Here is a 26554-nt window from a genome sequence, read left to right on the forward strand (position 1 = left end):
CGCGATCAATATATGTAAGGTACGCCGGGGACTTGACCCCGGTCGGGAGTTAGGGTAGGCTAACCTAAGTGAAAGGGAGTTTGCTATGACAGACCGATCCGGTACGGTTCGACGCTCAGCTCGCGGGGGATTAACCGACTCAATTCTAGGTACCCGAAATCTCATGATGGTGGCCTCCCTGTCGGTGGTCGGCCTCATCATCCTCATCCCACTGAACTACATCGCGCCGGCGGGTGCGGCTTCGCAGAGCGCAGTCTGGCTCGGGGTGTCCCTTCTCGGACTTTGGGTCATTCCCTACCTCCTTCCTCTGGCCGTTGTGCGAAGGCCGGGCGCTTCGCTGCTGGCCGCGCTGATCATCGGAGTTGTGAGCGTATTTACTACTCCCACTGGGCCTGCCGCGATTGTCGGTAACGTCATTGGCGGGCTCCTGGTTGAGTTTCCCATGGCGTTGATGCTGTACCGGAAGTGGACGTGGTGGGCGTATCTGATCTCCGCCGCATTCTTCGGGGCCTTTAACAGCCTGTTGTACCTCACGCTGCTCAAGCACGCGGTGGGAATCTCGGTATCGGGACTGATCGTGCTGGTGGGAGTCACGTCGTCCGTCATTGGCGGTTTGGCCGTCGTCGGACTAACCCGTTTGCTCAACAATGCAGGCGTAGGCGTAGACCATCGTGAGTGAAAGGCTGGCCTCCACTTTGAGCAGCGAGCAACGGTCTGTGAACGAGTCCGCGCGGGCGCTCCTGGCGGTTGAGGATCTTTCCGTTCACTACTTGGGTCAGGACCGGTGGGTGCTGCAACGTCCAAGCCTGGTCCACCTGAGCGGTCAGGTAACGGCCGTCATTGGGCCCTCTGGATGCGGTAAAACTACCTTCGTCCGAGCCGTGTGCGGCCTTGTGCCCCACTGTCTGCCGTCCGAATACTCCGGCAGCGTTCAAATTGCCGGCGCCGAAATCGCCGACGCCACGGTCCAGTTGATCGCTACCAATGTCGCCTACGTGGGACAAAATCCGGATGCCGCAGTCATTACCCGTACGGTGTATGACGATGTCGCGTTTGCGCTGCAGAACCTCTGCCTGCCTGTTCCTGAGATTGATCGACGGGTACGCGAGGCATTGGCTGCGGTTGCTCTGGAGACCAAGCTGTGGGAGAGCCCATGGAGATTATCGGGCGGCCAACGCCAGCGCCTAGCGATCGCGGTAGCACTGGCTATGCAGCCCCGCTTACTAGTCCTCGATGAGCCAACATCGATGATTGACACGCAAGGCACGGACGAGTTTTACAGCGTCATCCAACAGCTGGTTAGCGATGGCGTGGGCATCGTGGTGATCGACCATGACCTCGACCCGGTCCTACCCCTGTGCGATCACGTCATAGCGCTCAACGCGCAGGGCGCGGTGATCGCGCAGGGAACTCCACATGAGGTTTTTCTCAGCCATACCGCGGAACTTGAGGCGTGCGGAGTGTGGCTGCCCCGTGCGTTACGCGACGAATCCCCGCACCACGCCTTGACCTGTGAGCAGGCGGGCATTCGAGTTCCCCGCATCACAGATATCTGTGGTGATTCGGTGCAATATCAGCGGCGCACCGAAGCGGGATGGGAAACCATCGATGCGATTGATACGCTCGACGGTGGAGGCAGCGCCACGGTAGAGCTGGCAGATTTCTGTGTTCCCGGACGTTCCCCAGCTATCTCTATGCGGCTACGGGGTGGCGAGTTTATCGCGCTTATAGGGCCGAATGGCGCAGGCAAAACATCCCTGCTCGCGGCGCTGGCGGGTCTCATACCATCAAAGGCACAACGCGCTACGGTCTGCGGAGAGGTTGTGCGGCGAGGGCGGCACCAGGTCGGCTACGTGTTTCAAAACCCGGAACATCAGATGGTTTGTTCTACCGTGGCTGGCGAAATCTCCACGGGGGATGTTTCCGCGTCTAAAGCCGAGGCTATTGTGGAGCAATTCCATCTCTCCCAGTATCGAGACCAACACCCGTTGACTCTCTCAGGCGGCCAGATTCGTAGACTATCGGTGGCTACGATGGTCGCCGAGAGCCGCGATGTGATTGTCCTTGACGAGCCCACGTACGGCCAGGATTGGGCGAATACCTGCGAACTCATGGCCTTCATCGACGAACTGCGCGCTGAGGGCAGAACCGTCATCATGGCCACCCACGACCTAGAACTTGCCCTATCACGCTGCAGCCACATCATCGCGCTACCTGCTGCCGTTAGCGAAACTCGTGAAAACGCCGCATCCGCAGCACCAGCGAACCCGCCTTCGCCGTCCGTGCCCCGTGGACTCTTCTCATCGTTCAATCCTGTGACGTTGCTATTGGCGCTAATCCCGGCGATGGTCATGGTGTTCGTATGCAAGGACCCGGCCGTCAATGTTGGAGTGCTCATCGCAGCGAGCCTGGCCATGGTAGCCGCGAGAGCGAGTCGCGCTCGAACGGTCATGTCACTGCTAGCACCCTGGGTCATCGCAGCTGTGCTACTGCCGGTGTTCCGCTACAACTACACCATTGAAGAGGTCAGCCCACTCTACAATTACGGTGGCGAGCTTGCGGCAGCGAGCGGTATCGGGGCACTGTTGTCCCTCATGCTGCTTTCAGGCATCAGCACTCATCCGGAAGCGCTGCTTCGCACGTTGACGACGACGTTCAAGCTTCCCTATCGGGTCACTGCGGCGGGAACTGCGGCTGTCGCCTTCGTCACTCGTTTCCGGCGAGATTTCCAGCTGTTGCGCACAGCGCGGGCATTGCGGGGTATTGGGGCATCATGGGGGCCGTTAGCGCCCGCAATTCGATGGGTGGGTTCCCTCGTGCCGCTGGCGATCCTCGCCGTCCAGCACGGCGAACGGGTTGCCCTGTCGATGGATTCACGTGGCTTTAGCGCCTATCCGCGGCGCACGGAACTCCAACACACGCCGTGGCAGGTGCGAGATTGGTGCCTGGTGGGCCTCCTTTGGGCCGTTACTGCGTTGCTGTGGTGGTGGCGCCAATGAACGTTTCGAAAGACTCGACTCGACAGGAGCCCGATGTGAGTATTTCCGTCGCCGCACTAATCCGCCCGGCCAAGGGCGCGATGGTCCTTTCCGCAGTCCTCACAGCCTTAGGCGCTATCGTCACGCTGGTGCCGTTCGTCGCCTTACACAACATGGCCGCGATCTGGCTTGACGGGCAGGTGCGCACCGGCTGGACCGGAAAGCCGTGGGTTTGGGCCGTGATAGCGGTGCTTTCGCTGTTCGTGGGCCAATTGCTCTACCTGTTTGGATTGGGTGTCACCCACGAGGCAGAAGCCAAGCTCCGACATCGGTTGCGCGGCAATGTGGTCCAAGCGCTGGGCAGTTTGCCCTTGGGTAGGGTCTCGCAGGTGCCGCACGGGGCCATCCGCAAGATGGTGTGTGACGATACCGCAGCCATCCATACTCTCGTTGCGCATGTTCCCGGTGATGTCACCAACGCCGTGGTCTCGATGGTCGTAGGCCTCGGGTATCTCGTGTGGGTCGATTGGCGACTGGCGCTCGCGCTCTTTGGAACGTGGGCCGTAGCGATCGTGATCATCGTCAGCACGACCATGCGCGGCTATAGCGATATCACCGAGCGATTCGGACATGCCCAGACCGCACTGGCCGCAGCCACCGTCGAAATGCTTGAGGGCATTAAGGAGATCAAGAATTTCCAGGCCACCGATGCGACCCGAACGCGCTTTAACGCCGCCCGCCAGCAATTTTCTGCCATCTCCTTCGACTGGGTTCGTCGCTCCGGCAGAGCGATTAGTCTGCTCGGTTCGCTACTGCGTCCAGCCACGGTCTTCGTCACGGTCGCGTTACTGGCGGCGCTATTCGTCGCGCAGGATTGGAGCACGCTGTCGGCGACGCTGCCATTCTTCCTGATCGCTCCCGGCATCCCGGAGGGGTTCACGGTGCTAGTCGGTCTGATGCAGCATATCTATGAGTCGCAGCTGGCGGCTCGCACCACGGCAGAGCTGCTTTCCGAGAAACCCATGCCCGAAGGCAGCCGCACCCAAGAAGAGGGCCCAAACCCCGGCCAAGTTGAGGTCTGTGAGGTTTCCTTCTCCTACGAGCCTGACGTGCCCGTTGTGCACGGTGTCTCCTTTACGGCTGAGCCCGGAACGGTCACGGCTCTGGTGGGCCCGTCGGGCGGAGGGAAGTCCACACTGGCCCGGCTGATTGCGCGCTTTTACGACGTCAATGATGGCGTGGTACGCATCAGCGGTGTGGATGTGCGCGAGGCGAGTTTTTCGTGGCTACTTTCCCGCGTCGCGATCGTCCTACAGGACGTAACGTTGTCGAACGATTCGGTCCATACCAATATCGCGCTGTCGAAACCGTCGGCAACGCGCGCCGAGGTCGAGGCAGCAGCCCGTGCGGCATGCATCCACGATCGCATTATGCGTCTGCCCGAGGGGTATGACACCGTGCTTGGCGAGGTTGGTGGCTTCCTCTCGGGCGGTGAGCGGCAACGCATCACCCTGGCGCGAGCATACTTGCAGGATGCGCCGATCTTGATTCTCGACGAGGCCACCGCGCAAGCAGACCCCCAGTCGGAGCGTGCGATCCACGAAGCGCTCAGCACCCTGGCATCCGGGCGCACGGTGATCATCATCGCGCATCGACTCGCCACCATCCGAGACGCCGACCAGATCCTCGTGATTGAGGACGGCCACATCACTCAGCGTGGTAGGCACGAGGACTTGGTCGACCAAGCGGGGACCTATAGCGAGATGTGGCGGGCCCAAGAACTCCATTACATGGCCTAAGGAGAGACACGCTCATGTGGAAACTAATGATCAGGGTCGTCAACAGGGCCGAGTTGCGTACGTTGGTGGGCTGGTTCGCCTTCTCCGCTGTCCTACAAGGCATCACACTGGCGTTGATGATCCCCTTCCTTCGGGCATTATTCTCCCGCTCTGAAACCCTTGGCACCTGGCTCGTCGTCGTTGCCATCCTCGGCGCGATCACGGTGACGGTCGACACCTTCGCGATGTACCGCTCCTATCGGATCAGCGTCTATGAAGTATGCGATACCTTAATTGATCGCATAGCAGATCATGTCTTGCAGCTGCCGCTTGGGTGGTTTAATGCCAAACGCGAAGCGGATGTGGCTAATGCGACATCCAAGGAGATCAACACCCTGTCGCATCTGGCATCAATGGTGATCCCGAACCTGTGCAACGCCTTCATCGTGCCGTTGGTGATGCTCGTTGCCACCGCATTCATTGAGTGGCCGTTAGCTGTGGTCATGGCAGTGTCGATCTTGCCGTTTATTCTCACGTGGCGGAAAATGTCGGCGGCAACAACCAGAGCCAATGACATGGAAGACCGTACCTCGGCCGCCGCAGCCGGCCGGTTGATTGAGTTCGCCAGGCTACAACCGGTGCTTCGAGCCACGGGTGCCGCGACGTCGTGGGACCCCGTACAAGAGACTCTGCAAGCCGACTCTGAGGCGACGTTGGCCGGGCTTCGGATCAAGGGCCGACCTGCCCAAGGATTCAACCTCATCGCTAACGTGACTTTCGCGGTGGTGCTCGCCTTGGGGCTGTCGTTCGTGACCGGAGCGCGTCTGGACCCGATTGCGTATCTGGTGATCGCGGCGGTCAGTGCGCGCATGCTGCTGCCGCTCACAAAAGCCGCGCTCTACGCATCTGAGGTCGATAACGCCGCAGTGGCGTTGCGCCAGATGGGAATAATCCTTGATGCCGCGCCACTTGCCGAACCTGATTCCGAGCAGGCACGGGAACCGCGTGGGACGTCGATTGAATTCCGAGGAGTGTCGTTTTCCTACGAGTCAGGCCGGCCTGTCCTAGACGATGTCTCGCTCACCGCCCCGCAGGGAGCAGTCACCGCACTAGTGGGGCCGTCAGGGGCCGGGAAGTCGACGATCTTGCGTCTCACCGCAAGGTTTTGGGATGTCGACGCCGGTAGCGTGACCATCGGCGGGGTGGACGTGCGCGAGATTCCAACCACGCGGATCATGGAGCTGACCTCGATGGTGTTCCAGGACACCTACCTGTTTGACACCACGATCCGGGAGAATCTGCGGATTGCCCGTCCCAATGCGACGGACGCCGAGTTGGAAGAGGCAGCTCGCAAGGCGAGACTTGATCGGGTGATTGAGGCGCTGCCTCACGGTTGGGATACCGAAGTGGGGCCTGCCGGGCAGAGCCTGTCTGGAGGTGAGCGCCAACGAGTGGCAATCGCTCGGGCATTCATCAAGGATGCTCCGATACTGCTGCTCGACGAGATTACCTCGGCGCTGGACGGCGAGAATGAATCGGCGATTAGCGACGTCATCAGTCAACTATCTGAGGGCCGCACTGTGATCGTGGTAGCGCACAGACTATCCACCATAGATAGCGCCGATCAGGTGGTCTTCCTCGAACCCTTAGCGGACGGTGCTATCGTCGCCGAAACCGGCACGCCTAAGGAATTGTCTAGCCGGCCCGGACGGTTCCACGATTTCGTGGCTGCCGCCGATGCGTCGTCTCGTTGGCAGCTGAGACACACCTCAGATTAGCGGACGCGGTCCCGGTGCCAGGCGCCAAGCCCTAAACCCACAGCTCGAATCGGAGTACCTCGACACGTTTGGCACACGTGGTGCTGTCGCGAACATGGCGCTAGTGAGATCATGCGCGAACAGCATCTCGCTGATGAGCGAGGGCGCTACTAATCACCAAGGGAGTTGAGTCCCTCATAGTGGTGTAGCGGGGTGGTCGTGCTGGACAGCAGGGCGGTCACCGCGTGATCCTCGAGTTTCGTCCCCTACAACTCACTCGCGAAAGGCCACACGATGACCGCTACCCATATTGTCGACCCTGCCGGGCTGCTTGGCGAACTGCTTGCCGAGGCGTCACCTGTTGCAGACTGCGATCAACGAGTTGCTGTCTGCGAATGCTGATGCGGTTGCAGGTGCCGAGTACAGCCGCCCAGATCCTGACCGACGGGCCCAGCGCAACGGCTACCGCCACCGGCCTCTCGATACCCGTGTTGGGACCTTGGACATCGCGGTCCCGAAACTACGCCAGGGCACCTATTTCCCTGAGTGGCTGCTGGAGCGTCGCAAGCGCGCCGAGTCCGCATTGATCACTGTTGTTGCCGACTGCTATCTCGCTGGAGTCAGTACTCGCCGGATGGACAAGTTGGTCAAGACGTTGGGAATCGACCGGCTATCGAAGTCCCAGGTCTCTCGCATGGCCGCCGAGTTGGACGAGCACGTCGCCGAGTTTCGACACCGCCCACTAGGCGATGCTGGGCCGTTCACGTTCGTGACCGCCGACGCGTTGACGATGAAAGTTCGCGAGGGAAGTCGTTTGGTCAACGCGGTCGTCATGCTCGCGACCGGGGTCAACGCCGACGGGCATCGCGAAGTCTTAGGGATGCGGGTCGCCACGAGCGAGACCGGCCCGGCCTGGAACAAGTTTTTCGCCGATCCGGTCGCCCGAGGACTGTCCGGGGTCCGGCTGGTCACCTCCGACGCCCACCAAGGCATCGTGGAAGCGATCGCGGCGAACCTGCCCGGTGCCGTCTGGCAGCGTTGCCGCACTCACTACGCCGCGAACCTGATGAGCATCACTCCCAAGAGCTTGTGGCCGGCGGTCAAGGCCATGCTCCACTCCGTCTATGACCAGCCTGACGCCGATGCTGTTCACGCCCAGTTCGACCGGCTACTGGACTACACCGCCGAGAAACTCCCCGACGTCGCAGACCACCTCGATGCCGCCCGCGCTGACATTCTCGCGTTCACCAGCTTCCCGACCGAGGTCTGGCAGCAGATCTGGTCGAACAACCCCACCGAACGGCTGAACCGCGAGATCCGGCGCCGCACCGATGCGGTTGGGATCTTCCCAAACCGGGAAGCGATTGTCCGGCTCGTCGGCGCCGTCCTGGCCGAGCAAACCGATGAATGGGCAGAAGGCCGCCGCTACCTCGGCCTGGAAGTCCTCGCCAAGAGCCGCCTCAACCTAATCACCACACCCACAACCACGACCGATGCCGACATGCCCGCACTCGCAGGCTAAAACCCCAAACGAGAGGAAAACGCCGTTACACCACTACAAGGGACTTGACCCCCAACTTGCTAAAAGCTTTGTAGTTGACTAGGAGTGCAGATGGTCGTCGGCCCACCTGCAAGAACGAATAGCAAGCGGTATCGTCTACAGGTAGAGGTGTTACCCGCATCATTTGTCGAGACCCCGCGTCTATTCTTGCGCGCGAGATCCCGACTGGTTCACCCCCTCTACGGACGCCAGCCGGGTAGTGACGTGCCAGATACTCAGCGGTACAGCAGGCTAATCTCCAAACGTCCGCGGCAGCCGGAAATCCCAGTTCATAGCCGGTATCGAAGCTGTTCGATGGCCCTGCTCCGCACTGGGGTCTTGTATCCATCGTGACCAGTTGTGCGACCCGGCGGTTGGTTCGGGTTCGCTACTTCTTAAGTTCGCGAAGGTTCTGGGCCCTAATGGTGTGCGGCAGGGCTATTACGGTCAGGAGATCAACCTGACCACGTATAACTTGGCGCGTATCAACATGTTTTTGCATGACGTGAACTATGACAAGTTCAATATTGCGCATGGGGATACGTTGATTGATCCGCAGCATTGGGATGATCAGCCGTTTGATGCGATTGTGTCTAACCCGCCGTATTCCACGCGGTGGGAGGGCAAGAATAATCCGTTGCTGATTAACGATGTGCGGTTCGCTCCGGCTGGTGTGTTGGCGCCGGTGACGAAGGCAGATCTTGCGTTCACGATGCATGTGCTCTCGTGGCTTGCGGTCGATGGTACGGCTGCGTTGGTGCAGTTCCCTGGGGTTTTGTATCGCGGGGGTACGGAGCAGAAGATCCGTAAATACTTGGTGGATAACAACTATGTCGATGCGGTGATTCAGTTGCCGGAGGACATGTTCTTTGGCACCACGATTGCTGTTTGTGTGCTCGTGTTGAAGAAGTCCAAGAAGGATAATGACGTGTTGTTTATTGACGCGTCGAAAGACTTCGTCCGGCAGGGTAAACATAATGTGATGGCGCCCTCGCATCGCGACAAGATAGTGGAGATGGTCGCGGAACGTAGCGAGGAACAGTACGTTTCGAAGCGGGCGAGCGCTGAGGATATCGCGGCGAACGACTATAACCTCTCCGTGAGCTCGTATGTGGAGATGGAAGACACCCGCGAAAAGATCGACATTGAGGCGTTGAACGCCGAAATCGAGGAAATCGTAAAGCGCCAGGCTGAGCTGCGTACCAGCATCGACGCGATCGTCGCCGAACTCGAAGCAGGTGCAACCAAATGAACCGCATCGAGCAAATGATCCAAGAGCTCTGCCCCAACGGGATTCAGTTTGTTCCTTTGGCAGAAATAGCCACAATCAAGAATGGACGCGACTACAAACACCTAGAAGAAGGGCCAGTTCCAGTCTATGGATCTGGTGGGATACTCGCGCATGTGAACGAGCCCGCATACGTAGGCGAGACGGTACTCTTACCGCGTAAAGGGTCCCTTTCGTCAGTTTTCTATGTAGATGGTCCAGTTTGGACTGTTGATACTTGTTATTACACAGTTATTGATGAATCTACAATCCTGCCTAAGTTCTTCTATTACTACATGGTCATGAGCAGGTTGGAGAGGCTTAATACTGCGGGCGGGGTTCCTAGCCTAACGCAGCGAGTTCTTAACAAACTATTAGTCCCGGTTCCGCCGCTTGAGGTGCAACGGGAGATCGTTAAGATTCTTGATCTTTTTACTGAGCTCGAGGCTGAGCTCGAGGCTGAGCTCGAGGCCCGCCGGAAGCAGTATGAGCACTACCGCGACCAGCTCCTGACCTTCCCTGAAAATGGGGGGGCGACCTGGGTTGAGCTCAGTGAAGTCGCAACAGTGCGGGTTGGAGCAGCGATTAACAAGAGATTCATTGCGGACAACCCAGGGCCTTTCCCGGTCATCAACAGTGGGCGAGAGCCTTTGGGCTTTGTTTCAGAGTTTAATGTCGAAGACGGCCCTATTGGTGTTGCTTCTCGTGGTGCAGGTGTCGGGCAAATTACTTGGACCGAAGGGCGATTCTTTCGAGGGAACCTCAACTACGGTGTTATTCCGAACCCCGATCTCATTAGTCCACGTTTCCTCTTCCATCTGATGAATTACTTACAGCCCGCCATCCATAAGCTGTGTACTTTTCAGGGAATTCCAGCGCTGAACAGGTCTAAGCTCATGCTTCTACGAATCCCGCTTATTGCCAAAGAAGAGCAAGTCAAAATCAGCAACCTACTCGACAAGTTTGATGCTTTGGTGAACGACTTGTCGTCGGGTTTGCCTGCCGAGATTGAGGCTCGGCGGAAGCAGTATGAGTACTATCGAGACAAACTATTGACGTTCAAAGAGCTGCAGCCGGAAGCGGCATAAACTCGCTTCCAATTGAGGTTTAGCAGAGCAGGGTAGGGGAATGGCAGGAATGGAGAAATCCGCAGTTGAGGATCTGAACCGCGGGAAGATCGCTCCCATAGCGGTCAGTGACGAAGCCACCGTCGTCGCCACCTACGAAGCCGACACCACCGCATCGGACACCTATCAGTCTGAAGCGCAACTCGAAGACGCCCTCATTGCACAACTCCAGGCGCAAGCCTACGAATACGTCGAAATCCGTGACGAGGCCGCCCTCGTCGCGAACCTCCGCACCCAACTTGAAGCGCTCAACAACATCCAACTCACCGACGCGGAATGGAAAGCGTTCTTCGAAACCTCCATCGCCAGCGCCAACGAAGGACCCAAAGAAAAAACCTGGCGCCTCCACAACGCCAACACCCAACTGCTACAACGCGAAGACGGAACCACCAAAAACATTCGGCTGCTTGATAAAACCCACATCCACAACAACAAACTCCAAGTCATCAACCAATACACCGTCGACGCCGGAACCACCCCAGGCTCAGCGACCCACTCCAACCGGTACGACGTCACCATCCTCGTCAACGGGCTGCCACTCATCCACATCGAACTCAAACGCCGCGGCGTCAACCTCCGCGAAGCGTTCAACCAAATAGCCCGCTACCAAAACCAATCCCTCTGGGCCGGCCACGGACTCTTCGACTACGTGCAAGTGTTCGTCATCTCCAACGGAACACTCACCAAGTACTACTCCAACACCACCCGGCCCAAACCAACCGACAACACCAAACGCACCCCCAACACGTGGGCCTTCACCTGCTGGTGGGCAGACAGCCACAACAAAGTTATCCCAGACCTGCACGGCTTCACCCGCACCTTCTTCGCCAAACACACCATCCTCAACATCCTCACCAAATACTGCGTACTCCGCGAAGACGGCAACCTCCTAGTCATGCGGCCCTACCAAATCGCCGCGACCGAACGTATCCTCCAACGCATTGACGTAGCCGCCAACAACAAAATGCTCGGCACCACCCAAGCCGGCGGCTACATCTGGCACACCACAGGCTCCGGTAAAACACTTACCAGCTTCAAAACCGCGCAACTCGCCACCGCGCTCCCAAGTAACCCTAAAGTCCTATTCGTCGTGGACCGCAAAGACCTCGACTACCAAACCATGCGGGAATACGACAGCTTCAAAAAAGGTGCCGCTAACTCCAACACGTCCACCAAAATCCTCACCCAACAAATGGGGGACCCCAACGCGCGCATCATCATCACCACCATCCAAAAACTCTCCAACTTCGTTGCAGCCAACGCGAAACACCCGATCTACAACGAACACACGGTGATCATCTTCGACGAATGCCACCGATCCCAATTCGGTGAAATGCATAACGTGATCACCAAAAAATTCAAAAAATACAATATTTTCGGATTCACCGGAACCCCAATTTTCCGTGACAACGCAGGCAAATCCTACGGCGCACGCGACGGCCGCGTAATACTGCGCACCACCGAAGAAACCTTCGGCGAACAACTCCACACCTACACAATCGTTGACGCGATCGAAGACAAAAACGTCCTCCCATTCAAACTCGCATACAACAACGTGCTGGCGCGCGCCGGCGGGGCTGTTGCGGAAGACGCAAGCCGCGCGCAAGAAGAAGCCGCACTCATGGCACCCGAACGCATCAGCGCCGTCACCAGCTACATCCTCAAACACTTCAACCAACACACCCGCCGCCTGGCCGAAACCGGAGAATCCAACACCACGTACATACACACCGTCACAAGCAACACCGCAGACGTCGCTCGCACACGGGGCAGGGGGAGTGAGGCGCTAACAGTCAAGCGGAGGGTCAACGGCTTCAACGCGATGATGGCCGTTCAATCCGTGGAAGCCGCCAAGCTCTACTACAACGAGTTCAAAGCCCAGCAGGCCGAGCTGCCTGAACACCAGAAGCTCAAAGTCGCCACGATCTTCAGCTACGGCGCCAACGAAGACCCCGAGGCTGGAATCCTCGCGGAAGAAGGGTTCGACACCCGCGGGCTCAGCGGTGAAAACCGCGAATTCTTGGACACCGCCATCGCCGACTACAACCAGATTTACGGCACCAGCTACGACGCGAACGGCGACAACTTCCAGAACTACTACCGAGACCTCTCCATGCGGGTCAAAGACCGCGAAGTAGACCTACTGCTGGTCGTGAACATGTTCCTCACCGGCTTCGACGCGCCAACACTGAACACGCTCTACGTTGACAAGAACCTGAAGTATCACGGCCTGATTCAGGCGTTCTCACGCACGAACCGCATCCTCAACCAGGTCAAGCGGTACGGGAACATCGTGTGCTTCCGCGACCTCCAAGAGAACACCGAAGACGCGCTCGCCCTGTTCGGGAACGCTGACGCGCAAGGCATCGCGCTACTGGAGCCGTACGAGCACTACCTCGATCAGTACCGGCTCAAAGTCGCGGAAATGTTGGCTTTCCACGCGCCCGGCGCCGGGGTGCCTACGAGCGAAAGTGAACAGCGACACTTCGTCGAAGTCTTCGGCGAGATCCTACGGCTGAGGAACCTGCTGGCCGGGTTCGATGAGTTCCCTGACGATGACGACCTCACCCCGCGTGAGATTCAAGACCTGCAGAGCGTCTACCTCGCGGTGCGCGATGAGATGCGGGCGGATGCCGACGCGAACGAGCCGCAACCGGAACAACTTGAACTCGTATTCGAGATCGAGCTTCTACGCCAAGTGTAAGTCAACGTCGACTACATCCTCATGCTGGTCGAGAAGTTCCGCGAACCAATGCTGAAATCCCAGGTTCCCGACTACCAGTACAAAGAACAAGTACTGCAAGCGGTTGAATCCAGCCCGACGCTGCGCGATAAACGGGACTTGTTCATGGACTTTATCGAACTCGTCAACACTGATGCGAGCGTTGCCGAGCAGTGGGTCGCGTTCATCGGCCAGCGCCGCGAACAGGAACTCGACACCCTCATCGAAGAAGAAAAACTCCGCGAACCCGCCGCGCGGGACTTCATGGAGGGCGCCTTCAACGCCGGGGAAGTCCCCCGCATCGGAACCGACATCGGGGACGTACTGCCGCCCGTGAGCTTCTTCGGCAACACCGCCGACGGCGAGAGTCGCGCCGAAATCAAAGAACGCGTACTCAACAAGATGACCGAGTTCCTGGAACGCTACGAACCGCTCGGGTGAGAAAAGAATCAAAGGCAACACCCCTTAAGTTGTGAACCTCTCTAGAGCTGTCTTTGAAGTTCCTGGGTTTTAACGTCAAGATTGATGTGAAGGTTAAAGCTCAGATTGTGCCCCACCTGGTCGCAGTGGCGCTAGTAGATGTTTAAGGAACGCCATATGTTCGCACGAATAACGTCCTCTCTATATAGGAGAACGGGCAGCGCGCTCGCGGTGCTTGCACTCGTATTCGGCATGACTGTGGCGCTCCCTAACCCAGCAACCGCAACACCTAACACGGCGCCCACCGCCGAAGCCACCGCCGAAGCCACAGCAACCGAAGCACCCGCCACCAGCGCGGCACCGGCCGCACCCACCGCCACCGCAACGGCTGCCAAGCCCGCTACAGCTCCAGCGGCCACAGCTCCAGCAGATTCTCCGGGTGAGCTCGGCGCGCCTGGTGAGACTCAGACCGTTGAGTTGGGGGACGGCAACATCCAGTACGGCCTCCGCCTTGCCCGTGACGGCGGGGCCGGCTGCGTCATCACAAAAGCCAACGGCTACGAACCCGGGGACAACACGGCGCGGGACGGCAATATTTGTGCGGGGGACCTCGCTCACTACAGCATCGACCTCAACGTCAAGACCGCCGGCGAACCCATCACCTTCACCCTCACCCCAACCTGGCTCTCCGCCGAGTCCCGCGCCGCAGGTCTACCAGAGCCAACCGTCAAACCAACCCTGAAAACCGGTTCCGCTAACTACGGCGGCGTCTCCGCCACAGTTGATGCTAACGGTGCTGTCACTGTGAAAGCGGACCCGAACATCAACGCGACCGTCTCGCTCGAACTCACTGCCTCCACCATCGCCTCCATGCAGCTTACGGACGGAACCAACCCGGAAGGCACGTTCAACCTCGGCCTCAAGGCAGTCAAAGAAGACGGCACCAAACTCATCACCGCGGTAGCGAACAAGAAACTCAACGTTCTAGTTGAGCCGCGTTTTGACCAGCGCATCATCGAACCAGAAAGCGGCGTCAACACCACCACCCGCAACGGTATCGAATACATCGGCATCAGTGCCCGCTCCGGCCTGCCCTCCTACCCGAGCGACCAGAAACACAGCCCGGCACCAGATAGTGCAACACCGAACGGCCGCATCCTGCCGATCGACCCTGAAACCATTAGCCGCTACACCCTCGTGATGCCGGCCGACGCGCCGTTCAAAGCCAATGAAGTGCTCGTCTCCTATAACGGTAGCGCCTGGCAGAAAGCCAAGGTAGACGCCAACGGCAACCCATACATCGACGGTAAATACGGTAAAAGCAACCCGCCGTTCCGCTTCTTGATCCCTACCGAGGGGCTGCCGGGAGGTAAGACCGCGTTCACTACCCGCATGGACATCGTGGACAAAGACGGCAAACCGATCCGCGTGAAAGACAGCCGCGGCGTACCATCCAACATCCCGACCACGGCGGGCAATAAAGCGCTCGGCAACAACACCGCTGACCCAGGTAGCTTGAGCGAGTGCAGCGCATCCACCGCTGACGAGAAGCAAGGCCTGCTAGCAGGCGAGTACGGCTTCCCGAACAACAACTGCGCCAAACAGGTTGTTGACCTGACCAGGTGGAAATGCACCAACCCGAACGGCTGCCCATCTGCTAAAGACGACGTCGGCGTCAAATGGGTGGAAACCGAGGAGAAAGGCAAACAAGCCTTCCGCTACAAGCAGGCCTTGTCCAGCGCGAACGTTCGTCTGAACGTCACCCCAGCCGATGTCAAAGACAACCCCACCATCTGTGCCGCATGGCAACCTGGGACACAACGTGTTGTTACTGAGGGGAACATCTACGTTCCCACCGTCCAGATCGGTGGCACCGGCAAGGTCAATATCCAAGACGTTTTCCCGGACGCCAAGGTGTACATCACCAAGCAAGACAAAACCAACGGCGGTAACCCGGACTGCGCCGGTGACGCAGGCTGGGAAGTGTTCTACGATGCCTCGGCCGGCGTGAAGGGTAACACCTTCGCAGAGCCTGGCAGCATGAAGCCGAACGAGATCGCTGGTATCAAGATTGTGATTCCGGGCGAGAACGTCATCCAGCAGCCAACCATCTTCCGCTACGTGGCGACCACGGGTGACCCTCGCGTGGTCTCGACCCTGCCTACCGTGAAGGCCGCCAAGGGTGATGACGAGTACTACAAGACCGTTAACTACGGTGCGGTCTACTCGGGGGAAAAGAAGGTCCGCGGTAGCATGCAGGACACACTCCTCGCGGAGAAGCCAGCGGCCGGTGTCCGCGATATCTGGGGCACCCTAGGCGAGACGCGCCTTAACGGTATCGGTGAACAGAAGCAACAGCTCATTACCTCCGGGCAGGTCGTTATCAACAACGGAACGCTCGCTGCAGTGAACTCGAAAGACGCTGACGGCAACCCGACGCGCGTACACATGCGCATCTATCTGTCCAAGTGTGTAACCGCCGACGAGGAAACGCTCTCGCCCGGTATGACCTACCACCGCGGCGAAATCTCGAACAACCCGAATGACTGCGCCCCGTCCAAGGACAACTACATTGAGCGCACGTGGGCCCTATCGGATCAGAAGAACGAAACCGGGGACCCAAATAATGACCCGTTCTTCCCGATCGACTGGGCCACCAAGAACGCTGCGCGTTCCACCGTGTTCTTCCAGCCGTGGGATAACGGCCAGCCGCGGCCAACGTTCACGGTAGTGACCCCGGTGTGGTCTGGCCCGCTCCAATCCTTCGATGTGGTCCATTCATACCGCATCACGGGCACCCCGGAGCTGGACCTTGATAAGGCGATGCCGGCGTTGAAGAAGGACCGGACCATCAAGTCCTCCTCTACCAAGGAAGCCTTCACTCCGGCTAAGGACGCGGCGAAGGAATACACGCCGCTGAACTCTATGGCCTCGCTGTCCACGCTCACTGTTCCTAACGTGGTAGCGGCGGGCTTAGCGAAGTCTACCGAGGACAAGCTCGTGGACCACGACGCCGTGTTCCAGCATCGTCTCAACCTCAGCAACTACACTGAGGCGCAACTGAGCGCCACCCAGTTCATCGACGTGTTGCCGTTCAACGGCGACTGGCGCGGCACCACATTCAGCGGCGAATACTGGCTGAGTAAGGTCCCGGAGAACGTGGGCTCGAACACGGCCGAAGGCCACGAGATCTACTACACCTACGATGACCCGAACACGGTGTCTGTATGCCCAACGAACGCTCAGGGCAAGGATGATCTCGACGCGTGCGTCAATGCCTCCCGGGCAACCAAACGCGGCATCGATAAGAAGCCGAGCGACACCAAATGGGAGCTGCTGACCCAGGAGGTCATCGAGGCCCAAGCCAAGCCGGGGGCAAAGCACATCACAGCGCTACGCTTCGATAGCCCGCTGCTGAGCCCGAAGTCCGAGGACGCATACGTTCTGGACTTCGAACCGCGCGGCAATAAGCACGGCGACAAGTACGTGAACTCCACGGGTATTGCCACGATGCACGCTGTCCGCGGCGAGACCGCCGACACCACCGGCGTCGGGGCCCTACCTGTTCCGCAACCGGACCCCGTCAAGACTGAGGTCTATGCCGCGAAGATTTCCGGCACCATCTACCACGACAAGAACCGGGACGAGAAACAGCAAGACGGAGAGAAGAACCTGCCGGGCTACACCGTGACCCTCTACGAAGTGGAAGAGAACGGTGAGATCAAGAAAGACGAGAACGGAGAACCCGTCGCTGTCCAGACCACTACGAGTGATAAGGACGGCAACTACACGTTCGAGTCTCTCAAGCGGGGCGACTACCGCGTAGTGGTGAGCCCGCTGGAGGAAACCGACATCAACACCCAAGCAGGTAAGGGCGAGAACACTGATGCCGGCTCCTGGACGGGCCAGGTCATCACCGTGACCGAACCGAACCCGGACAAGTATGACGCCAACAAGCCTCAAACCCACAGTAAGTATGACTTCGGTGTGTTTAAACCAGCCCCGAAGATTAGCCTCAAGAAGACCGTGAACGGTAAGGACTCTGACGAGGTAGCCGTTAACGGTGAGGCGAAGTTCGTCCTGGCCGGTGAGAACAACGGCAACGTTGACCTTGAAAAGGTCAAGCTGGTCGACACCTGGGTCGAAGGCAAGGACCCTCTTGACCTGACGTGCACCATCACACCGAAAACTGGCAGCGACTACGCGGGGGACTCGACTGAGGACCTGCTCAACGGCGAAGCCAAACTCGCGGTAGGGGACACCTATGAGTGCATCGGAACCTACACCGTCACCCAGGACGATGTGGACGAACAAGTCACGCTGCCTAACAACGCCGATGTGACCGGTGCATACCTGTATAAGTCCGCCACCACCGGCGAGGACAAGGAGATTCCTGTAGAAGACCACAGCAAGGCGACCGTCACGGTTCCGGAAGCTCAGCCGGCGCTTGAAGTGACGAAGACTGTTGATGGTCAGAAGTCAGTTATGAAGAAGGCTGGTGAGAAGGCCGAATGGTCCATCACCGGCAAGAACACCGGCAACGTAACCCTGTATAACGTGAAGCTCGCCGATGAGTGGGCCGGTGGTGACATTGAACTGACCTGCACGGTGGGTGAGGAAGAGCTCGATGTGGCCGCTGGTGACGTGACGCTGCCGGTGGGTTCCGAATTCACCTGCACGGGTGAAAGCGAGATCACCCAGGACCAGGTTGACGCCGGCAATGAGTTGCCGAACACCGTGACCCTGACCGGTTCTTCGAAGCCGGAGGGCGGCGAGAAGGTCAGCTCGAAGGACACCGCGACTGTCACGGTCCCGAAGAGTGAGCCATCGCTGAGCCTTCAGAAGACCGTCACCAACTGGGCGGAGGATGCCGAACCAGCGCCTGAACCGCTCACGGTGGGCGACACGGTCGAGTACAGCTTCATCGTCTCCAACAACGGGAACGTGACCGTCAAGGACGTCACGCTCGAAGACCCGAAGGTTCAGGACCTCGACTGCGGCGAGGCCAACACCACGCTGGCGCCGGGGGATTCGTTCACTTGCACCGCATCGCACGTTCTGACTGCCGAGGACGTTGAGGGCCAGAGTGAATACGTCAACACGGCGAAAGCGAAGGGCTCCACTGTCCCGGGCGAACCGGTCGAATCGAACGAGGCTGAAGCCAAGGTCAAGGTCGCAACCCCGCAGCTGGAGCTTGAGAAGGCCGTCAAGGATAAGAAGGACAGCTACCTGGCCGGGGACAAGGTCGAGTACCTCTTCACCGTGACCAACACCGGCAAGCTCACCGTCAACGGCATCGAGCTGGATGACGCGATGCTCACCGATGCCGAGGTTGAGGTCACATGCGAGGCCGAAACCCTCGCGCCGGGCGAATCAACCACGTGTGTGTCCGGTGAGTACACCGTGACAGAGGTCGATGCGGACGCCGGCGAAGTCATCAACACGGCCACCGCATCCGGTACTACGAACAACGGGACGCCGGTGAAGTCCAACGAGGCCGAGGCCAAGATCACGGTCGATAAGCCACGCGAACCGGAAGAGCCAAGCGAACCAGCGCCGAGTGAATCGCCGGGGCCAAGTGAGCCGGCTCCGAGCGAACCTGCGCCAAGCGATCCAACACCGAGCGAACCGGCTCCGAGCGAATCGGCTCCGAGCGAACCTGCACAACCGGGTGAACCTGCCCCTGGGGCTAGTGAGACGCCGGCTCCGGAAACGCCGGAGGGTAGGAAGCCGGGCCTGGCTACCACGGGTGCTGAGGTGACGGTCGCTGTGTTGGCTGGGCTTGGCCTGGTAGCCGCTGGTGTGGCGCTCGTGCTGGTACGGCGTAAACGCCGCAGTTAGTGGCGGGGCCGCTGGCCGGGAAAGAGACCGGCCAGCAACGCACCAGCTCACCGGCTGAGTCATAAGGGAAGGGCCGGCAACGCCTAATGGTGTTGCCGGCCCTTCCGTTTTTGTCTGAGGTGTTCGCGCTACAGCGAGACTCCGAACACGAGTGGTACGAGTGTGTAGAGCACAATCATGACCATCACGATGGAGAAGAGGTTGAGCCAGATACCGGCCCGGACCATCTGTTTGATCGTGATCTCGCCGGAACCAAACGCAACAGCGTTTGATGGCGTCGCGACCGGCAACATGTACGCCGAGCAGACAGCGAGCGTCACGGCGATCGTCATGAACAGCGGGTTGATACCCATACCCAAGGCAACCGCGCTGAAGATCGGGAAGAACGCCGCTGCGGTGGCGGTGTTGGAGGTCAGCTCGGTGAGTACGAGTGCGACCAAGATGATCGCGAGGATGATCAGGACCTTCGGTAGGGCGGTCCAGCCGGTCACCTGGTTACCGATCCACGCGGAGAACCCGGTAGCGGTGAACATCGCGGACAGTGACAAGCCGCCACCGAACAGCAACAGTAGGCCCCACGGGATTTCTTTCGCGGAAGACCAACGCAGTAGCGGCTGCCCGGATGGGTCTTCGCTACGCTTCTTTGCGGGCACCAGGAAGCATGCGACCGCGGCGGCCATCGCGACCTGGGAGTCGCTGATGCGGGCGAGGAACGGCAGGTTTTCAGCAACCCAAGCGACGTCCTTGAGGAACGGCACAACAACCCAGAACAAGATCGCGGCCACGAAAATCCAGGAGACACGGCGTTCAGCGGTGCTCATCTTGCCGAGCTTGCGGAATTCGCTTTCGATCATTTCCTTGCCACCAGGCAGTTCGTTGATCTCGGGACGGAAAACGAACTTGGTCAGCACGAGCCACGCGAACCCGGTCATGATGATCGCCCACGGCACACCTACAAGCATCCACTGGCCGAACTGAATGTCGATGTCGTGGTTCTTCGCGAGGTGACCCTTCATGAGCGCCATGGGCGGCTGGCCGATGAGGGTTGCGGTGGAACCGATCGTGACACCGTAGGCGACACCGAGCAGAAGGGACGCGGCGAGGCGCGGGCTGGCCGCATCGGGGTCGACTTCGCGTACGAGGCTCAGGATCGAGGTGGCGATCGGCACCATGATGACCGCGGTAGCGGTGTTGGAGACCCACGCGGAGATGAATGCGGAGGCGATCATCACGCCCAGCACGATCTGCGAGGGCCGCGTACCGACTAAGCGGATGGTCCACAGCGCGATCCTGAGGTGTAGCTGCGATTTCTCCGTGGCTAGGCCGAGGATCACGCCACCCATCACCAGGAAGACCACCGGGTCAGCGTATGGTGCCGCGACTTCGCCCATCGGCGCCATCCCGAACAACGGGAACATCACCAACGGCAGCAGCGACGTGACAGGGATCGGTGCGGCTTCGGTCATCCACCAGATGGCCATCCACAGCGCGATGCCGGCAACGGCCTTGCCTTCAAAGCTCAGTGAGTCTGGCAGGATGAAGCCCAGAATCAGGCCCGCAACGGGCCCGAGCGCGAAGGTCCACCAGTTGCGGCGGGATGAACGATCAAGTGGATCGTTCGCGGAATCCTGCTGTTGCCCTTGCGGCTCAGCAGACGCAGTCGAGTTAGATTCGGCAGACACGGTTGTCCTCTTAAGTACTTAGTGATGTGGAGCACAGATTGCTGGTTGAATCCTATGACAGCAATAATGCTTCGAGAAGTACCTATTTGAGGGCTATTCAGAGCTTGTGTGTATAAGTGGGGTGTGGAGGGCTGCCCTGTGCGCCGGGAACTTCACCGCAATCCAGCTCGCTCGGCCAGCGCCTGAGCCGTCACCGAGAGTGAATCCGGCTGCACACCCTGCTGGGCAATCTCCGCTGGCGTCCCGGTGGCCAGGATCTGGCCGCCCTCATTGCCGGCTCCCGGGCCGACGTCGATGACGTGGTCGGCCTGTGCGACCACCCGGAGGTCGTGCTCAACGACGACCACCGTCGCGCCGTCATCGACCAAGCGCCGCAACTGCGCGAGCAGCAGGTCCACATCCGCGGGATGCAGCCCCGTCGTCGGCTCATCTAAGAGGTACAGGCTGTGCTTGCGGCTCGAGCCGCGTTGCATCTCGGAGGCGAGCTTGATGCGCTGCGCCTCGCCACCCGATAGTTCCGGGGAACCCTGCCCCAGCCGCAGGTAACCCAGACCGAGCGCGTGCAGGAATTCGACCGAGCGCAGAATCCTCGGCTCCTCCGCGAAAGCCTCTAGCGCCTCGTCCACGGTCAACGCCAAAACATCCGCGATGCTGCGGCCGTTCCACTGCACCTCAAGGATCTCCGGCCTATAGCGCTTGCCGTGGCAGGCCGGGCAGGTCGTGTAGGTGCCCGGCAGGAACACCAGCTCAACTTCGATGCTGCCCGCGCCATCGCACTCGGGGCAGCGGCCCTTCGTTGTGTTGTATGAAAAGTCCGATACCGACATGCCGCGCCGCTGAGCCTCGGGTGTTGCGGCGAAGAGCTTGCGGACGTGGTCGAAAAGGCCCGTGTAGGTCGCGACGGTGGAGCGCACCGTGCGGCCGATGGGCTTCTGGGTGATGTGAACCAGGCGGCGGATCTTATCGAGCCCTGTTGCGTTATCCACCCGGAAGTCCTCGGAGTGCTCGGAGCCTGGCGTGAGTTCAGCATCGGCGTCCTCGGCGATGGCCTCATCCGCGCCGATCACCTGCTTGGCCGAGCAGGCCGCCGCGTCAGCCAGAACCCCGATGACCAGGGTGGACTTACCGGAACCCGACACACCTGTGACTGCCGTGAGTGCGCCGAGCGGGAAGTCGACGTCGGCCCCGTCGAAAGCGCGCGCGTGCACGCCGGTCAGGGCGATGGATTCACCGGTGCCGGCCGGGGTGTCCGTCAGCTCGGGGAAGTCCGCGTTCAGAGCCGCGGCAGTGGGGGAGCGTAGCTGCTTGGCTTTGGTGCGGAACTCATTCGTGGGGCCGGAGAACACCAGCTGACCGCCGCGCTCGCCGGCGCGCGGGCCGATGTCCACGATCCAATCGCATCCGGCCACCAGGGACATATCGTGTTCCACTAGAAGCACCGAATTACCCGCATCGATGAAGCGTTGCAGAAGCTCCGAGACCGCCTTCCGCTCCACGACGTGCAGGCCCGCCGAGGGCTCATCCAGCACATAGGTTGTGCCGAACAGGTTCGAATTCAACTGAGAGGCCAGCCGCAGGCGCTGATGCTCACCCGCGGACAAGCTGCGTGCCGGGCGGGAGAGGCTCAGGTGCCCCAGCCCCAGCTCGATCGCGGCGCTCACCGTGGGTAGCACCTGATCCAGTAGTAGCTTTTCGGCCTCGTCGTGCTCGTTCCACTGCTGCTTAGCAATTCCTTCCAGGTGCTGGAGGCGGTCCTCCAGCGCGGCCAACACGTCCTTCAGTGCCAGGTTGTTGAATTCGTCGATCGCGTAACCGGCGTAGGTGACCTGCAAGGTGTCCGGCTGGAAACCGCGGCCCTGACACGTCGGGCATGTTGATGAATGCATGAAGGAAAGCACCCGGCGGCGGTTCCTATCCGATTCGGTTTCCGCGAGGGTGTCGGTGAGGTAGGTGGCTACCGATCGCCATTTGCCTTTATATGAACCGTGCACGGCGTTTTCGTCCCGCACAGGGTGGACAGTAACCACCGGTTGCTCGTCGGTGAATAGGATCCAGTCGCGGTCCTTTTGTGGAATGTCCCGCCACGGGATGGTGAGCGGGTAGCCGAGGGTGCCGAGGATGTCCCGGAAGTTCTTGCCCAGCCACGCCCCTGGCCACGCGGCGATCGCGCCGTCCCAGATGGACAGGCTCGGGTCCGGCACCATCGACTCTTCTGTGGGCCGGTGCACGGTGCCGGTTCCTTGGCATTCGGGGCACATGCCGGCGGTGGTGTTGGGGGAGAAGGCATCGGAATCGAGCCGGCCGTATTCGAGCCGCTCCCGCATGCCGGCCGGGTAGCTTCCGGAGCGGGAGAAGAGCAACCGAATACTGTTCGACATGTTGGAGATCGTGCCGACGGAGGAGCGTGCCCCGCCCAGGGTGGTGGACTGTTGCAGGGCCACCGTCGGCGGAAGGCCGGTGACTGACCCGACGCGCGGGTTGACTGCGCCGCCGATGAGCCGGCGGGCGAAGGGGGCGACGGATTCCAGGTAGCGGCGTTGTGCCTCGCCGTGGATAGTGCCGAAGGCGAGGCTGGACTTGCCCGAACCTGAAACGCCGGTGACCGCGACGAGGGTGTCGCGCGGCAGGTCAACGTCGATGTGTTTCAGGTTGTGTAGGTGCGCGTCACGCACCCGGATCATGGGATCGTGCCCCGCGCGCGCCGTCGTGTGCGGAGTTGCGTGCGGAACCGTGAACTCGGGCTGGGCGTGAGTCATGGTGGCCACTCTATCGGGTAGGCCGTGCCGGTGTAGGTGGTGTCTCTAGATTGCAGTGGCGGGTGGTGGTAGCTAGAAAAACCGTTTCCAAACGGATCGCGTCTGGTTATGCTTTTCACATGGGACTGACGACGTCAATGATCCTCACAACAGAACCCGTAACTCCTCAGCAGCTCGAGGCATGGGGGCTGACTCCCGCGGAGAACAAAGGTGACCTGTGGACTGCGTTCCATGACCCTGGGAACCAGTTCTTTGCGGTGGCCCACCGCGGCGACTGGACCATCCTGTGGGACCCGGAAATGCTGGTCACGTCCCGCTTCGAAACCGACTCGATCACGCTGCCTGGCACGTGGCACGTCGTGAGCACGGTGTCTTCCATGAGCTTCGTGGATTACCGCGTGTTCGTCGACGGCGCGCTCGTGAGGCAGCTGCTTGCCGGGGATGAGGAGCTTGACGAAGGGGCCCCGGTGGTAGACGAGTCCGCGTTCGTGTTTCGTGAGGATGGAGAGGAAGGCGAACCGGCTGAGGTGGATGGCGACCTGATTATCCAGGAGCTTCCGCGGGCTGTGGGCGCCGTGGGCCTGGGTGACGACGTCTTTGACGTTGAAGGGCAGTACTTCACGTACCAGTCGACTGAGCCCAACGCTAACCCAGAGCCAGTGAGGGACCCGCAAGACGAGGGCGACCTCGGCGTTGGGGAACGTAAAAAGCAGTCCTTCTTTGGCAAGCTGTTCGGTAAGAAATGAGCCTGCGCTCCGTGCCCTAGCCGGCGTCGATGCGTCTTTGCCCGTGAGGCTCGATGATTAGCGCGAGTCCCGCATCGAGGTCCGCCAGTAACTGCTGAGCCGAGTTTTTCGGGCCGTTGAGGTAGTCGATCGTGAGCCCGTTGACGAGCGCTGTGACCAAGCGAGCTCCTTGTTCAGGCGATAGCTCGCCGTTCAATTTCCCATGCTGTTCAGCCGCCGCGAGCCCGTTGCATACTAGTGCCCGGAAGCTCTCCACCTCGGCGTCGTATAAGTCGGCTAGCCATTCGCGTGTGGATGCAGCGGCGCCCACGATAACCCACACTGCGGCGTCCTCGCGCTGGACCGGACCAATCGGCAAGAGCTCGGCTAGTCGGCCGTGCATGGCCGTGCGAAAATCTGTCGCGTCGGTCTTCCCAAGTGCCCGGGACGCCTGCCGCTGAATGGACCTAATGAATGCTTTCGCGATGATGTCGTCTCGCGTCCCCATCTGATACTGGACAGTCCCAGGTGCGACCCCTGCCTCTGCAGCGACATTGCGCACGCTCAGGGCATCGAGTCCTTTGTTGACCATCACTCGAATGGCGGCATCGGCGATCAGCGCTGGGGTGCCGGTGATGGGTGTGTTGCGGTCAACGGCCATGAGCCTCCAATCGTGAGTGGTCCAGCCCTTCGCTACCCAAGCTCGCGCAGTTCAAGTGTGGCGGGCCAAGTAACTGCGAGTCATTCTTGGTCTGACTGCATCTGACTGTTGCGTCTCAGTGGAATATTCCATACGATCGTATCAATCAAATAATTCATACGAACGTATGGATGTGGAAGGTTTTCCTTTGTTCAGCAGGTCAAAGGGGAGCGCCTTCATCACCTTCCGAAACCCGCATCTGACCATTGGAGTACGCCATGTCAAACTTCCTAGCCCTCGCTGGTCTTGCGCTTGTCGATAGTTTGAGCGTAGGAACCCTCGTCATTCCTATTGCACTCATCATCATGTGGCGCCGGGTTCGAGTCGGTTTGATGGGCGTCTACCTTGCGACGATCGGTGGGGCCTACTGTGGTCTAGGTATTGCGCTGCTGTTCGGCTTTAATGCGGCAGTTCAGCGGCTATCTGGAGTCACTAAGAGTGATTGGTTCCCGTGGGTGACTCTGCTTCTAGGCGTGGGGCTTTTCATTTTTGGTGTGGCTGCCCCAAACCCCAAGAAGCCAACGGCCGAGGGGTCGTCGTCGGCGGAGCATGCGCCTCTGGTGAGCGTCGATGCCACAGCCGCAGCCACCGTGAACGCAAGTATCAACTCTGCACCTAATGGTGCCGTCGCTACGCTTCCGGATGTCGATGTCAGGGAGGGGCGAGCGTCGCGCCTCGCCCGGGGTGCGTCCTTGAGTGCGGGTGGCATGGTGGCGCTGGCGATGGGTGCCGCCGTCGTAGAGGCGGCCACGATGTTGCCCTATTTGGGCGCGATGGGGATTATCCAGTCCATGCAACTGGGTATGTCCAGCAAGATTGCGTTGATTGTGGTCTATTGCGTCGTCATGATCTTGCCGGCGGTTCTCGTGAGCGTCTTCGCAGGCCTCGCGGGCCCCACTATTTTTCCGCGGCTGGAGCGCGCTACTCGCAGGCTCGAGTATGAAGCTAAGGTGACTCTGCTGTGGATCGCGGCGATCGTCGGCGTCTACATGGCGTACAGGGGTGCGGTACAGCTAGGGCTGATGGGCAGCTAAGCAGCAAGGGGTGGCGAGCTACACAGCAGGCGACGTGGCAGGTGCCGTGACAGCGCCTCAGCGCGCGATAGTTCCGACGCATCAGACGGCGAAATAATGGAAGAAGAGCTCAAGCGTCTGCGCCGAGGAATCTGCGAGTTGAAACGAGCGAACGGGATTCTTAAGACCGCTTCGGCTTTTTCGCAACGGAACCGGGTCGACCCACGACCAAATGATCTCCTACATCG

Annotated in this window: 11 protein-coding genes and 3 pseudogenes; 11 read left to right on the top strand and 3 right to left on the bottom strand. The window is 59.9% G+C overall.

The window, feature by feature from the left end:
* Positions 1 to 163: 163 nt before the first annotated feature.
* The 9 genes and pseudogenes from HMPREF3175_RS07080 to HMPREF3175_RS10580 all read left to right on the top strand — a co-directional run bounded on the left by HMPREF3175_RS07080 (position 164) and on the right by HMPREF3175_RS10580 (position 19430).
* Positions 164 to 679 (top strand): ECF transporter S component, encoded by a 516-nt coding sequence (locus HMPREF3175_RS07080; RefSeq protein WP_230972829.1) that lies wholly within the window; start codon positions 164 to 166, stop codon positions 677 to 679.
* Positions 672 to 2999: an ATP-binding cassette domain-containing protein gene (locus HMPREF3175_RS07085; RefSeq protein ID WP_256276316.1), complete on the top strand. Its 2328-nt coding sequence runs from the start codon at positions 672 to 674 to the stop codon at positions 2997 to 2999. The genes HMPREF3175_RS07080 and HMPREF3175_RS07085 overlap by 8 nt, the downstream gene beginning before the upstream one ends.
* Positions 2942 to 4777: an ABC transporter ATP-binding protein gene (locus HMPREF3175_RS07090; protein WP_256276317.1), complete on the top strand. Its 1836-nt coding sequence runs from the start codon at positions 2942 to 2944 to the stop codon at positions 4775 to 4777. The genes HMPREF3175_RS07085 and HMPREF3175_RS07090 overlap by 58 nt, the downstream gene beginning before the upstream one ends.
* A 14-nt stretch (positions 4778 to 4791) precedes the next feature.
* Positions 4792 to 6534, top strand: coding sequence for an ABC transporter ATP-binding protein (locus tag HMPREF3175_RS07095; protein WP_070491505.1), 1743 nt, complete (start codon positions 4792 to 4794; stop codon positions 6532 to 6534).
* A 273-nt stretch (positions 6535 to 6807) separates the two neighbouring features.
* A pseudogene (locus HMPREF3175_RS07100) lies at positions 6808 to 8035 on the top strand (IS256 family transposase).
* 370 nt (positions 8036 to 8405) lie between these two features.
* Positions 8406 to 9305 (top strand): annotated as a pseudogene (locus HMPREF3175_RS07105) (type I restriction-modification system subunit M); the annotation flags it as partial.
* Entirely contained in the window at positions 9302 to 10408 is a 1107-nt protein-coding gene (locus tag HMPREF3175_RS10330; RefSeq protein ID WP_070491507.1) for a restriction endonuclease subunit S, read from the top strand. The pseudogene HMPREF3175_RS07105 and the gene HMPREF3175_RS10330, both read left to right, overlap by 4 nt.
* 49 nt (positions 10409 to 10457) lie before the next feature.
* Positions 10458 to 13610, top strand: a pseudogene (locus tag HMPREF3175_RS07115) (type I restriction endonuclease subunit R).
* A 156-nt stretch (positions 13611 to 13766) separates the two neighbouring features.
* The gene (locus HMPREF3175_RS10580) at positions 13767 to 19430 is read left to right on the top strand and encodes a DUF7507 domain-containing protein (RefSeq protein WP_176745145.1); all 5664 of its coding nucleotides are present in this window, start codon (positions 13767 to 13769) and stop codon (positions 19428 to 19430) included.
* Positions 19431 to 19558: 128 nt separating this feature from the next.
* Here HMPREF3175_RS10580 and HMPREF3175_RS07125 read toward each other — a convergent pair whose 3' ends face one another.
* Positions 19559 to 21112 (bottom strand): SLC13 family permease, encoded by a 1554-nt coding sequence (locus HMPREF3175_RS07125; protein ID WP_083289488.1) that lies wholly within the window; start codon positions 21110 to 21112, stop codon positions 19559 to 19561.
* Positions 21113 to 21264: 152 nt separating this feature from the next.
* On the bottom strand, positions 21265 to 23868 hold the full coding sequence (locus tag HMPREF3175_RS07130; protein ID WP_070491511.1) for an excinuclease ABC subunit UvrA: 2604 nt from the start codon (positions 23866 to 23868) through the stop codon (positions 21265 to 21267).
* A gap of 119 nt (positions 23869 to 23987) precedes the next feature.
* On the opposite strand from HMPREF3175_RS07130, the gene HMPREF3175_RS07135 reads away from it, so the two are divergent.
* Complete coding sequence (locus tag HMPREF3175_RS07135; RefSeq protein ID WP_141739880.1) at positions 23988 to 24614, top strand: hypothetical protein; 627 nt, start codon at positions 23988 to 23990, stop codon at positions 24612 to 24614.
* Between the two features lie 16 nt (positions 24615 to 24630).
* Here the strand turns inward: HMPREF3175_RS07135 and HMPREF3175_RS07140 are convergent, their stop codons facing one another.
* On the bottom strand, positions 24631 to 25254 hold the full coding sequence (locus tag HMPREF3175_RS07140; protein WP_070491515.1) for a TetR/AcrR family transcriptional regulator: 624 nt from the start codon (positions 25252 to 25254) through the stop codon (positions 24631 to 24633).
* Between the two features lie 257 nt (positions 25255 to 25511).
* Here HMPREF3175_RS07140 and HMPREF3175_RS07145 point away from each other — a divergent pair, with 257 nt between their 5' ends.
* Positions 25512 to 26327, top strand: coding sequence for a GAP family protein (locus tag HMPREF3175_RS07145; protein WP_070491517.1), 816 nt, complete (start codon positions 25512 to 25514; stop codon positions 26325 to 26327).
* Positions 26328 to 26554 lie beyond the last annotated feature (227 nt).

The sequence above is a fragment of the Arthrobacter sp. HMSC08H08 genome (assembly GCF_001807575.1).
Classification (GTDB): domain Bacteria; phylum Actinomycetota; class Actinomycetes; order Actinomycetales; family Micrococcaceae; genus Pseudoglutamicibacter; species Pseudoglutamicibacter albus.